Raw genomic sequence first — 12,239 nt, forward strand, 5'->3', positions numbered from 1 at the left:
GATAATGAAATTCCCTAAATACTACCTCGCTGCAGTAACCGCCTTTGTTATTTGGGGGTTCTTCAGTTTCGGGCTAAAACCCATCCACGATTATCCTTCACAAGACATCCTTTTTTACCGTGTATTTACGTGTATAATCCTTATGGTAATTATCAATTTCACAGTACGAAGGGATAAGATAAAGGAAACGCGAACCTACCTGAAAGCACTTACCAAAACCGAAAGACGAAACCAGTGGCTTTTAATAGCAGGAAGTTCGGTATTGCTTACCGGCAACTGGGGATTGTTTATTTATGTCATGAACCAGATCAGCGTTAAGGCAGCATCGTTTGCTTACCTGGTATGCCCTATCCTTACTACGTTTTTTGCATTTATCATCCTGAAAGAAAGACTGCACAAAATACAATGGCTGGCAGTATTTATGAGTTTTGTTAGTTGTGCCATACTATCCTATAACGACCTGCGTGATGCCATGTTTAGTATTGTGGTTGCTGCTACCTATGCCCTATACCTTGTATTACAGAAACGCATCACCATGCCGGACAGATTTATATTGCTTACACTCCAAATAGGGATTGTAGCATTGATATTACTGCCTTTCTACCCTGTGTATAGCAGTACACCTCCGATAGAAGTTACATTCTATTTGTTCATACTGCTAATTGCCGTGTTGTTCACCATCATCCCAATGTTCCTGAACCTCTTTGCCATGAAAGGCATCAACTCATCCACTATCGGGATATTAATTTACCTGAACCCTCTTATCGCATTTGCTTTGGCAATATTGTATTACAAAGAAGACATTACTTTTGAGCAGATTCTTTCGTATTCGCTGATATTGGTATCAATTGTAGTATTTAATATTGGAAGTTATCTGAAAATGAAGGCTATTGAAAAATAAACTCCATGGCAAAAAAACTTACTGAAGCGCAATTACAGGAACTGAACCATATATATGAATGGTCTTTAACAATTGTGAACTATATGATTACCAAATACCCCAATTCTAACTTTAAGATGCTCAAAGAAGCTATCTGTGATGGCTTTGAAAAACAAAATTTACGAGGAATGAGATATGTATATAGTGACATGAACGAGATGGCAACAATGACATCTAAAAAAGAAGAGCTTACTGAAATTAACGCCCTTATAAAAGAAAAATTTGGTTTCGATTTCAGTCTTGTAAACAAAAAAGACATCCAAAAAGTAAAACGCATATTGAAAAAAGGCAAAATTGCAAATGCTGATGAATACCGCTTTTTACTCAGCCGCGCTGACGCTATTTATGATAATAAAGATTATTTAGAGGAACTAAATGCTATCAATACACTGCTTTCTGCCTATACTGAATTTGAAAAGAATTAATTCCCTACAGGAAACAATTATCTCCCTCACATTCTCTACCAACATTAAATCGCTATGCGATATTTTCAACCACGTTTCCCGTAGGGAAATAATGTTGGTAGCAATCGAAATTTGGTATCGAAAAAATTTCCCGTAGGGAATAAATTCGCTCTAAATAATCAAATCACCACACCAACAAATCAACTTCACAATAAAAAGGAATGGTTTTTGTTTTAGCTTTGAAAAAAATTCACACATGAAAAAATTCCTTCTTTCCCTTATGGTAGCGGCAATGGTGCCGGCTGCAGCAAACGCACAATTAGGCGGACTTCTTGACAAAGCAAAAAGTACTGTAAACATTGCTACCGGAAAATCAACACTAAGCAATACCGAAATAGGCAACGGACTTAAAGCCGCCCTTCAGGAAGGTGTAACCAAACAGGTTAGCAAACTTACCGCTGTTGACGGTTTCTATAAAAACGAAGCCGTAAAGATCCTCCTGCCTGAAGAACTACAGAAAGTGGATAAAAAAATGCGCCAGATGGGAATGAGCAAAATGGCCGACGAAGGCTTACTACTGCTAAACCGTGCTGCCGAGGATGCCGTAAAAGAAGCTACTCCAATATTCGTTAACGCGATAACAAGCATGAGCTTTACCGATGCAAAGAACATCCTTATGGGTGCAGATAATTCGGCGACTGCCTATCTGCAAAAAACAACCTCAACACCTTTGTATTCTAAATTCAGTCCTGTTGTACAGACTTCATTAAACAATGTCGGAGCCGATGTGATCTGGAAAAGTATTATCGAAAAATACAACAGCTTTCCTCTTGTAACCAAAGTTAATCCTGATCTTACCGATTATGTTACCGATAAAGCGATGGATGGTGTGTTTAAAATGATTACGGTAGAAGAAAAAAATATTAGGACAAATTTATCATCACGAACATCAGATTTACTGAAAAAAGTATTTGCTTTACAGGATAAGAAATAACACCTAAGCATATACCATGAAACGACTTTTTATCCCACTTATCGCAATCAGCTTAACCCTTTCAGGCTGCGCCGAACTACAACAGGTAGCCAGCCAGTTACCACAAACTACCGGAATACTTTCTAATGCTGATATAGCAGCAGGACTTCGCGAGGCTTTGGATAACGGTATCGACAAGCAGGTTACCAAACTTACCGCAGTAGATGGTTTCTATAAAAACCAGATGGTCAAGATACTTTTACCTTCTGAACTGCAACAGGTAGATAAAACGCTTCGTGATATTGGTCTTGGCAGCCTTGCCGACGAAGGTCTTAAATTAATGAACCGCGCTGCGGAGGATGCCGTAAAAGAAGCTACACCGATATTTGTAACTGCCGTTAAGGAAATCACCTTTACAGATGCTAAAAATATCCTGATGGGCAATGACGAGGCTGCAACTTCTTATCTAAGAACAAAAACCACATCGCCCTTGTATGCCAAATTCAACCCGGTTATAAAGTCGTCTTTCAGTAAAGTAGGTGCCGATAAAGTATGGAAAAACATAATAACCAAGTACAATGCGGTGCCTTTGGTTAAAAAAGTTAACCCAGATTTAACAGACTATGTTACTAACGAAGCACTTGACGGAGTATATAAAATGATTGCCGTTGAAGAAAAAGATATTCGAAACAATGTAAACGCCCGTACTTCGGTGCTTCTTAAAAAAGTGTTCGCAGCACAGGACAACAAGTAGCTAAAGTTTTTATTATCAAACAAATAGATATAACATATCCTTAACATTGTTGCGGAAATTATTTAAGTAATTTGCAGGTGCAAATAAATGGTTTTCTCACATTTTGGTTAGGGTTAGTTAAAAAAATGCCGGTATACAACTACCGGCATTTTTGTTTTTTGTAAGAAAAATATTTACCTAAAAATGATATTCTTTTGATAAATAAATGTTAAATTTAACATATTTTTACATTTATAACTTTTTAATTACCAAAACTAAAGAACTTATGAAACCACTTTACCCGATACTCATCGCGCTCATCGGCGCGTCATTGGGTGTCTTTTTTGTTTACAACGGCGTAGACAAACACTTTATCTCCCCCTGTAATGTTTATGGCCCTGAGAGCACACTACCTCAGGATTATATTAACCTGATGACTGCACTTTGCAGCTCGGGCTTTACAAAAGTGGTGGGCTCATTAGAGGTGTTTGCAGGCATTTTGCTCGTGTTTCCAAGGACAAGGTTACTGGGCACAATTGTTTTACTACCGGTTATTTCTTCTATTTTTCTTTTCCACCTGCTTTTGGACAACAGGCCGGATGAACTTATAGAAACCGGAATACCTCTCGCCGGTGTTTTTCTAATGCTGTTATACCATTACAAAGAATGGCGATTCATGATTCATGGAAAGAGTAAGCAATACTCTTTTTCATAATGATAAAGCCGCTGCATCCCCAACAGCGGTTTTTTTATAACCAATTCTTAAATTTTCAGCCATGCGGCCTTATAGTTGCTATAGTTTCCTATTTTTGCTAAAAAATAGGAGAAGTGAAAAAGAGCGTACTCGTTTTATGCCTTATGATGATAAGCACCTTAGCCACTGCACAGGAATGGAACACCGACCTTGCAGTTGCTAAAAAGAAAGCTACTGCAGCAAACAAGAACATACTATTGGTTTTCTCGGGATCCGACTGGTGTATGCCATGCATGTATCTTGAAAAAGAAGTGTGGCCAAGCGAAGAGTTCATAGCGGCTGCCGAAAAAAACTGGATATTGCTCCGTGCTGATTTTTTACAGAAAAAGGGTAACCCCGAACCTGTAAACGTAAACGACATGAAAATGATCCTGACCGAAAAGTACAATCGTGACGGCTTTTTCCCCTACTTCGTAATGCTGGATAAAAACGGTAAAGTCCTTGCCAAATCAGGTTATGAAGACAAAGAAACCGTAAAAGAATATATTGTGATGTTTAAAAAAATGTCCCGATAATCCAACTATTCCGAACGCTCAATAAGCGTGTTTAGCTGACCATCAAAAATTTCCTGCTTAAAAATTTTCCTGTCTGATTTATCAATATAATATTTTACCTGAGAGGTAATACCTTTAATTGTTTCCATGGTGGTTACTATCCATACTAAATTCAGTCCGTTCTTGTTCCTGTAAGTTCCCGATTTCACATCCATTATTTTTTGGATAACAATCCCCTTTTTAGCCGGATGATAGTCATAGGTAGTTATCTCTTTAGTATAACCGTCTTTGTACGGAAGCAGACGCACTAAATAAGGGAAAAAGTTACTGTCAAAATATTTACCAGCAGCAACTTCCTCATTTACCTTAACCTCTTTTTTCTGAATCTTATCATTATAGCTGCCTGTTACAGATGCTCCAAACTTAAGCTTAACAGCACGTTCAAGATTATCAGAATAATGTCGTATAGGCGATAAATTAGACCTTAGCGTAATTGTCGAATCTATCCAGGTAGTTTTAGCATTGTTTACATCTATATCGTTAACAATAGCAATCTTATATTTCCCGGGCTGGATAGAGGTATTAATACGGGCTACTTCATGCTTGTTCCCTTCCTGAACAATATACCACTTCATTTGGTAACGTTCCGGCTGAATATATTTGGTTTCAAATATGGTGTCTCCGGGAATAACAGCATGTTGCGCAAAAAGCGATGTAAAGGTAAAAAGCAGTATAGTGGCAAATATCTTTTTCATGGCAGTAGTTTAGTTTAACAGCCAAATATAAATATTTTAACCGACTATAGAAACTTAATGATGATGACCGTGGTCGTGATCATGATCGTGGTCAACCATACGTTCTCTTAACTGCTTAAAATAAGGAAATGCTTTTACAAGCCTGCTACCATACCATGAGAACATTTCGCCATCTACAAATATAGTCTGTGCATGATGCGTATGTCTCCCCAGCTCAAAAGCATCTTCATCCTTAAAGGGATAAGGCTCAGACGAAAGGAATATGATATGCGGATCACCCTGAATTCGCATTTTTTGCACAATCACTTCAGGATAGCGCCCTTCGTTCTTTTCGTAGATGTTCGTTATCTTATTTAATTTAAGAAGCTCGTTGATAAAGGTATCATTACCGGCAACCATATAAGGGTTTTTCCATATAAAATAAGCTGCTCTTTTTTCAGGCTTATCCTTTATGTACTCTTTAAAATCAGCAAGACCAAAGTTTATCTTATCAATCCACTGGCGTGCCTGAGTGCGTACAGAGAAGATTTGCCCCAATTGCTCAATCATTGCAATATTATTGTCGATTGTAATGATATCGCTAACCCACACTGGTGCTATGTCTTTTAGCGACTCAACAATCTCGAGGGTATTCTCTTCTTTATTGGCAATGATAATATCCGGCTGAAGCAACCTTATCTTTTCTATATGCACCTTTTTAGTACCACCAATTATCTTTTTGGTCGATTTTAAATGGTATGGATGTACACAGAATTTAGTTATCCCAACAATCTTATCCTCCAGCCCCAAATCGAAAAGCAATTCGGTTTGCGATGGTACAAGTGATACGATACGCTTAGGAGTTTCTGTAAAAGTATGGGTGTTACCTATTTGGTCGGTGAATGTTTTCATTGACTAATGTTCTGGGTTTGGAGTTTAGGGTTCTTACTCAGAACGCTGAACTCAGGACTCTAAATAAATTTAACCTAAAAGAGCTTCCATTTCCTGTTGCATCTTTAGTGCTTCCTCTCTTGCTTTTTCAGCAAAATCTTCACCGTTCGATGCGTAAATAATCCCTCTTGACGAGTTGATAAGCAAACCAACCTTATCATTCATTCCGTATTTGCAGACCTCCTGAAGGCTGCCTCCCTGTGCTCCCACTCCGGGAACTAAAAGGAAACTGTCAGGAACGATTTGGCGAATGCCTGTAAAATATTCTGCTTTGGTAGCACCAACCACATACATCAGGTTTTGGCTGTTCTTCCATTCCTTCGACGTTTTCAGCACCATCTTGTAAAGCTCTTCGCCTTCGGCAGTTTTGGTCTGAAAATCGAAAGCACCTTCATTAGAGGTAAGAGCCAAAAGAATAGTAAACTTATTCTCGAAAGCCAGAAATGGTTCCACGCTGTCTTTACCCATATAAGGCGCCACGGTAACCGAATCAAAATTCAGGTCCTCAAGGAATGCTTTGGCATACATGGTAGAAGTATTACCGATATCGCCACGTTTAGCATCGGCAATGGTAAAGATATCAGGGTGTTTTTCGTTCAGGTACTTGATCGTTTTTTCAAGCGACATCCAGCCTTTAAGTCCGTAGGCTTCATAAAAAGCCGTATTAGGCTTATAGGATACGGCAAGGTCGTGCGTAGCATCGATAATAGCTTTATTGAATTCAAAGATCGGGTCTTCTGTTGCTAAAAGATGCTGTGGAATTTTATTCAAATCTACATCTAATCCAATGCATAAGAATGATTTCTTCTTCTGAATCTGTTCAAATAGGTGTTGGGTATTGGGTATTGGGTGTTTGTCGTTAGCCATTAAGTTATAGATTATTTTCTACATATTTTTTCAAAGCCTGTATCCTTTTCTGAATAGTATGAAGTTCAGAAATTAAATTAAAATACTGCTCGTTTTTTATAAAATTAAGTTCTTTTGCGATTTCAATTTGTGTTTCTAACTCAAAAGACGAACCTAAACTTATTTGAAGGAATCTTGAAAAATCCCTTTGAGAATTCCGGGAACACCCTTCAGCAATATTTGAAGGTATTGAAACGGCGCATCTAGAAATTTGAGAGGAAAGCCCATATTTTTCAGTTGCTGGAAAAGTATCTGTTATTTGATAAATCTTCTTTACAAATAGAACAGAACTTTTCCAAACATCTAAATCCCTGAAATTTCTCATTACATACCGGATATTGCTAATACCTAAAACCTAAGAGCTAAAACCAGTATTAATATTCGCTTTCTTTAAGCTTTTCTGTATTGTTTACCAACTGAAGCTCGTCAATAAGCTTCTGAACGTTACCATTCATTACACCATCAAGGTCATAAAGTGTAAGACCAATTCTGTGGTCAGTTACACGTCCCTGAGGGTAGTTGTAGGTACGGATCTTAGCTGAACGGTCACCACTACTTACCTGAGAGTTACGTTTTGCTGCGTCCTCTTCCTGTTTTTTAGCAAGCTCCATCTCGTAAAGACGTGAACGTAGTACCTGTAGTGCTTTATCTTTATTTTTATGCTGTGATTTTTCGTCCTGACACTGTGCCACAAGACCTGTAGGAATGTGTGTCATACGCACGGCTGATTTCGTCGTGTTTACCGACTGACCACCCGGACCAGATGAACAGAAAAGGTCGATACGTACATCGTTCATGTCGATTTGCACGTCAAATTCCTCTGCTTCCGGAAGTACCATTACGGTAGCTGCCGAAGTGTGGATACGTCCCTGAGTTTCTGTCTGAGGTACACGCTGTACACGGTGTACACCTGCTTCAAACTTAAGGGTACCATAAACATCTTCTCCGGTAACTTCAAAAATAACCTCTTTAAAACCACCCGAAGTACCTTCGCTTATATCTACAACGCTGGTTCTCCAGCCCATGCCTTCGCAGTATTTGGTATACATCCTGTAAAGGTCACCTGCAAAGATACTCGCCTCATCACCACCCGTACCTGCACGGATCTCAACCATTACGTTCTTAGCATCTTCAGGGTCTTTAGGGATAAGCATGAATTTGATCTCTTCTTCAAGCTGCGGAAGTCTTTCCTTAGCAGCATCAAGTTCCATCTTAGCCATCTCTACCATTTCTGCATCACTGCCATCAGCAATAATCTCCTGAGCCTCGGCCATGTTACCCGTAACCTTAATGTACTCTTCACGCTTTTCTACAAGCCCTTTAAGGTCTTTATATTCTTTATTAAGCTGAACATAACGCTTTTGGTCCGCAATTACATCCGGCTGGATGATAAGATCCGAAATCTCGTCAAACTTCTGCTTTATTATCTGTAACCTGTCTAACATATCTTTAATTCCTTATTTGGAGGTGCAAAATTACGCATTTTTTTTGATTCTCAATGCGGTATATTCAATACAAAAACCATTCCGGTTAAGAACAGTTTTTACAGTTACCCGTTACCCAGCTGGTAACGCTTTTTTGCACATAACCCTCCGGTAAATTAACGGTAACTTTTTCTTCAAGGCATTCTACCTTCTGGCAGCTAATGCACTTAAAATGAAAATGATCGTGGTCGTGCGTATGCTCATTACAGCTATGGCACAAAGCAAAGTAATACTTACCATCATCGGCCAGAATCTTATGTGTAATGCCATCTTCGCAAAAGCTGTTCAACACACGGTAAATGGTAACGCGATCCATTTCGCCCTTAATTTCATTCTCAATCATTTCCTGGCTTAATGCCGCATTAGCATCCTTCAGCAGACTTAAAATAGCTGCTTTTGCAGGTGTATTTCTTCTTTTCATTTTGTTAATGCAAATTTGTTGCAGTAAATTAATGCAATCACATTGCAATAATACAAAAAATAGTTAGCTTTGCCAAATCATTAATCACTACAAATCATGAACAGTTACGAAATAATCATCATTGGTGGAAGCTATTCCGGGCTATCTGCCGCTATGGCTTTGGGCAGGGCATCGCGAAAAACACTGGTAATAGATGCGGGAGAGCCCTGCAACAGGCAAACGCCACACTCTCATAATTTTATTACCCATGACGGCGAAGTCCCCTCCGTAATTTCTGCAAAAGCAAAAGAACAGGTTCTTACCTACCCTACAGTTACGTTTATACAAGACAGAGCTCTAAAAGGTATTAAGACCGAAACGGGATTTGACATTACTACCGAAAGCGGAAAAACTTTTAGCACTAAAAAATTATTACTCGCAACAGGGGTTAAAGATATTATGCCGGACATTGACGGATTTGCCGAATGTTGGGGCATATCAGTTATTCATTGTCCGTATTGCCACGGCTATGAGGTAAAGGGAGAAAAAACGGCGCTTATGGCGAATGGACCAATTGCTGAGCACTTTCTGCCTTTGCTGTTACAATGGACCAAAGATCTTACTTTATTCACCAATGGAAAATCGACAGTAAGTGAAGAAGTCGCTGCCAAATTCAGGAAGCGTAATATCGAAATCATTGAAACTGAAATAGAAAGCGTACAGCACACAAATGGTTATATGGAAAGTATTACACTGAAAGATGGAAACATTCATCATTTTAAAGCCATGTATGCCAAAATACCTGCTGTACAGCACACTTTTATACCCGAAGATCTTGGTATCATACTAGACGATTCAGGATTAATTGAAGTAGACGAATTTAAACGCACAAACATTCCCGACGTATTTGCCTCGGGTGACTGCACCAGCATGGGACGCGCTGTTATAATGGCAGCAGAAGCCGGAACAAGAGCCGGTGTTACCATCAATAATGATTTGTGTGCCGCTGATTTTCAGTAAAAAATACCAAAAAATAGGGATTTTATAATAATTGGTTTTGGCAGAAATTTGCAGCTTAACCCTAACAACCAAAATCATGAAAAAAACTTTATTTTCAAAACTGGCAACAGTAATACTTCTACTTGTCTTTGTAGCTTGCGGTGACGACGACAGTAAAAATACCGGTAATTCAAACCCAAACGATAAAATTATAGGCACATGGGTCTATAATGGTTACTATGATGAGCAAGGCACTTTTGTAGCTGATGACACTAATGAGTGCTGGGCATACAACATAACATTTAAGAGCGACGGAAGCGGAAATGAATTTGAAAAAGATTGCCAGAATGGAAATACCACTAACAACCATTCATGGAAAAATATGGGCAACAATGCCTACAAAATCACTTTCTCAAATGAGAATATTGATCTTATAAATGTAACGTTTACAAGCGATACCCAAGCTGATGTCAGTTGGGATGGCGGCACAACAAAAGAAAGGTTCACCAAACAATAATGGTTTAAAATTGGTTATTTTAGTGCAGGCTTCGGCCTGCATTTTTGTTTAGTATTATTCTTACTGTGTATCTACATTAATATTTTGCATCTTTGTTAATCCTTCTAAAAAATCAATTATGAAACAACAAATTACATTAGCTATAGTTACAACCTTTTTGATGCTAACGGCCTGTAAAAAGGAAACTTCTACAGATATTTCCACTACAGAAGGCACCACTGAAAAAACTTATAGCAATATTGAAAAGGCAAACTGGTTTCTTGGTGAGTGGGCAAACACATCTAACGAGGGTGAACTTACCGAACGCTGGAAAAAAGAGAATGATTCTGTTTTTCATGGTGAGTCTTATTTTGTGAAAGAGAACAAGGACACCGTTTTTGCAGAACATGTAAAATTATGGGAGGCAAATGGCAAGCTTACTTATACTGTAACCGTACCCAACCAAAATAATGGCGAAGCTGTTGATTTTGAAATGACCTCATCGACAACTAATCAGATAGTTTTTGAAAACCCTAAACACGATTTCCCAAATAAAATAACATACAACAAAGTAGGCAACGATTCGTTAGTTGCTGAAATATCCGGAATCCAGAAAGGCAAGCCGGCATCAGAGAAATTTGCCATGAAAAAACGATAAATTCTTAACTTTAAATTAAATAACAAAATCCTGCCGTAAGCGGGGTTTTGCTATTTTAGCCAAAATTTAAAAATCATGCTGTTACTACAGGAAAAAATATACGAAAAGCTAGACTACACAACACAGGCGCTGAAAAAAGGCGAATATGACAACTGTACATTTTACAATTGCAATTTTTCATCTGTAGATCTTACAGGCATGGTATTTACAGAGTGTGTTTTCAACGACTGCAATTTTACAATGGCAAACCTGAAAGGTACTGCTTTTAAGGAGGTTGAATTTAACGGATGTAAAATGACCGGATTAAACTTTAGCATCTGCGAACCATTCTTGCTTGCGATGCAGTTTTCGGATTGCCAGCTTAACCTTGCTTCATTTTACGGCTTAAAACTTAAAAACATACGTTTTAAAAAATGTAATCTTGAAGAGTCTGACCTGATTCAGGCCGATTTTAGGGGCGCTTCATTTGACGAGTGCAATTTGCGTAATGCTGTTTTTGAAAACACCAACTTAGAAAAAGCCGACCTGAGAAGTGCTGTCAATTTTAGCCTTGATCCGGAAAACAACCGTATAGAAGGTGCAAAATTCTCTTTAGATGGATTGCCCGGCTTACTAAACAAATACAATCTTGATATAGAATAAAAAAATCCGCCACGGCGGATTTTTTTATCTTCTGTCTACGTTTTGCCTTATAAATACTTCGGTGGCTCCAAGCCCGTACTTTTGATAGTCGGCATCACGAAAGTCAATACCTTCATAACGTCCCAATAAAAAGTCAAGTTCTGCTTTTAGCACCCCTTCACCTACACCGTGTATGAACACAATTTTCTGCATCCTGTTTTTTATGGCAAAGTCAAGTTGCCTCTTCGCCGTTTCAGACTGCAGGGTAAGAATATCGTAGTTAGACATTCCTCTTTTGCTTGGAACAAGCTTTTCAATATGAAGATCTACTTCAAGAACAAACTCATCTTTCCTGGATTTCTTTTCTTTTACAAAGCTTCGTTTCTTAGGTTCTTCTTTTTCCCTTATCACAGAACCCAGGCTCTGCTTAGAAAAAAAAGATTTTAACTCTCCACTGTTATGGTTTTTAACCAGTTCATTTTCCTCAAACACCAACTCAAAACCATCAGTAGTTTCAATTATAACTTTACCGTTTTTATAAGCCTTAACACGCCCACTAAATGAATCGTCCAGTACGATTACCTCATCGCCAACATTAAACTTCATCTTCTCCTGATTCTTTTTCGTTCCTCTGGTTTTTAGAAGGAACCTTAGACATAAGCTTCATCATCCCCATCATGAAAATCACTATG

Annotated in this window: 17 protein-coding genes; 10 read left to right on the top strand and 7 right to left on the bottom strand. The window is 38.5% G+C overall.

The genetic code is table 11. From position 1 onward, the window contains the following. The first annotated feature begins 4 nt into the window (after window positions 1-4). The 6 genes from ACFSR3_RS08245 to ACFSR3_RS08270 all read left to right on the top strand — a co-directional run bounded on the left by ACFSR3_RS08245 (window position 5) and on the right by ACFSR3_RS08270 (window position 4,319). Window positions 5-901, top strand: a complete 897-nt coding sequence (locus ACFSR3_RS08245) for an EamA family transporter (RefSeq protein ID WP_379820544.1) — start codon at window positions 5-7, stop codon at window positions 899-901. Window positions 902-906: 5 nt separating this feature from the next. Next, window positions 907-1,365 carry a hypothetical protein gene (locus ACFSR3_RS08250; protein ID WP_379820545.1) on the top strand — a complete coding sequence of 153 codons (459 nt, stop codon included), beginning with the start codon at window positions 907-909 and terminating at the stop codon, window positions 1,363-1,365. 235 nt (window positions 1,366-1,600) lie between these two features. Beyond that, window positions 1,601-2,338, top strand: coding sequence for a DUF4197 domain-containing protein (locus tag ACFSR3_RS08255; RefSeq protein ID WP_379820546.1), 738 nt, complete (start codon window positions 1,601-1,603; stop codon window positions 2,336-2,338). Window positions 2,339-2,354: 16 nt separating this feature from the next. Next, window positions 2,355-3,071 carry a DUF4197 domain-containing protein gene (locus ACFSR3_RS08260; RefSeq protein ID WP_379820547.1) on the top strand — a complete coding sequence of 239 codons (717 nt, stop codon included), beginning with the start codon at window positions 2,355-2,357 and terminating at the stop codon, window positions 3,069-3,071. 265 nt (window positions 3,072-3,336) lie between these two features. After that, on the top strand, window positions 3,337-3,765 hold the full coding sequence (locus ACFSR3_RS08265; RefSeq protein WP_379820548.1) for a hypothetical protein: 429 nt from the start codon (window positions 3,337-3,339) through the stop codon (window positions 3,763-3,765). 113 nt (window positions 3,766-3,878) lie between these two features. Then, entirely contained in the window at window positions 3,879-4,319 is a 441-nt protein-coding gene (locus ACFSR3_RS08270; protein WP_233506712.1) for a thioredoxin family protein, read from the top strand. 5 nt (window positions 4,320-4,324) lie between these two features. Here the strand turns inward: ACFSR3_RS08270 and ACFSR3_RS08275 are convergent, their stop codons facing one another. The 6 genes from ACFSR3_RS08275 to ACFSR3_RS08300 form a co-directional block, all read right to left on the bottom strand. Continuing rightward, window positions 4,325-5,053 carry a hypothetical protein gene (locus tag ACFSR3_RS08275; protein WP_379820549.1) on the bottom strand — a complete coding sequence of 243 codons (729 nt, stop codon included), beginning with the start codon at window positions 5,051-5,053 and terminating at the stop codon, window positions 4,325-4,327. Window positions 5,054-5,107: 54 nt separating this feature from the next. After that, window positions 5,108-5,944, bottom strand: a complete 837-nt coding sequence (locus tag ACFSR3_RS08280; RefSeq protein ID WP_379820550.1) for an ABC transporter substrate-binding protein — start codon at window positions 5,942-5,944, stop codon at window positions 5,108-5,110. A gap of 69 nt (window positions 5,945-6,013) precedes the next feature. Beyond that, complete coding sequence (gene pyrF / locus ACFSR3_RS08285; protein WP_379820551.1) at window positions 6,014-6,850, bottom strand: orotidine-5'-phosphate decarboxylase; 837 nt, start codon at window positions 6,848-6,850, stop codon at window positions 6,014-6,016. 4 nt (window positions 6,851-6,854) lie between these two features. Next, window positions 6,855-7,214 carry a four helix bundle protein gene (locus ACFSR3_RS08290; RefSeq protein WP_379820552.1) on the bottom strand — a complete coding sequence of 120 codons (360 nt, stop codon included), beginning with the start codon at window positions 7,212-7,214 and terminating at the stop codon, window positions 6,855-6,857. Between the two features lie 49 nt (window positions 7,215-7,263). Continuing rightward, complete coding sequence (prfA, locus tag ACFSR3_RS08295) at window positions 7,264-8,334, bottom strand: peptide chain release factor 1 (protein ID WP_379820553.1); 1,071 nt, start codon at window positions 8,332-8,334, stop codon at window positions 7,264-7,266. Between the two features lie 85 nt (window positions 8,335-8,419). Then, window positions 8,420-8,794, bottom strand: a complete 375-nt coding sequence (locus ACFSR3_RS08300) for a Fur family transcriptional regulator (RefSeq protein ID WP_379820554.1) — start codon at window positions 8,792-8,794, stop codon at window positions 8,420-8,422. A 96-nt stretch (window positions 8,795-8,890) separates the two neighbouring features. Between ACFSR3_RS08300 and ACFSR3_RS08305 the strand changes: the two genes are divergently transcribed. The 4 genes from ACFSR3_RS08305 to ACFSR3_RS08320 all read left to right on the top strand — a co-directional run bounded on the left by ACFSR3_RS08305 (window position 8,891) and on the right by ACFSR3_RS08320 (window position 11,568). Continuing rightward, the gene (locus ACFSR3_RS08305) at window positions 8,891-9,793 is read left to right on the top strand and encodes an NAD(P)/FAD-dependent oxidoreductase (RefSeq protein ID WP_379820555.1); all 903 of its coding nucleotides are present in this window, start codon (window positions 8,891-8,893) and stop codon (window positions 9,791-9,793) included. 76 nt (window positions 9,794-9,869) lie between these two features. Next, the gene (locus ACFSR3_RS08310) at window positions 9,870-10,289 is read left to right on the top strand and encodes a hypothetical protein (protein WP_379820556.1); all 420 of its coding nucleotides are present in this window, start codon (window positions 9,870-9,872) and stop codon (window positions 10,287-10,289) included. Between the two features lie 118 nt (window positions 10,290-10,407). Then, the gene (locus ACFSR3_RS08315; protein WP_379820557.1) at window positions 10,408-10,926 is read left to right on the top strand and encodes a DUF6265 family protein; all 519 of its coding nucleotides are present in this window, start codon (window positions 10,408-10,410) and stop codon (window positions 10,924-10,926) included. Between the two features lie 75 nt (window positions 10,927-11,001). Next, window positions 11,002-11,568 (top strand): pentapeptide repeat-containing protein, encoded by a 567-nt coding sequence (locus ACFSR3_RS08320; protein WP_379820558.1) that lies wholly within the window; start codon window positions 11,002-11,004, stop codon window positions 11,566-11,568. Between the two features lie 24 nt (window positions 11,569-11,592). Here ACFSR3_RS08320 and ACFSR3_RS08325 read toward each other — a convergent pair whose 3' ends face one another. After that, window positions 11,593-12,153, bottom strand: coding sequence for a Smr/MutS family protein (locus ACFSR3_RS08325; RefSeq protein WP_379820559.1), 561 nt, complete (start codon window positions 12,151-12,153; stop codon window positions 11,593-11,595). Window positions 12,154-12,239: the final 86 nt, after the last annotated feature.

It is taken from the genome of Flavobacterium suzhouense (genome assembly GCF_042684765.1).
GTDB classification, from domain to species: domain Bacteria; phylum Bacteroidota; class Bacteroidia; order Flavobacteriales; family Flavobacteriaceae; genus Flavobacterium; species Flavobacterium suzhouense.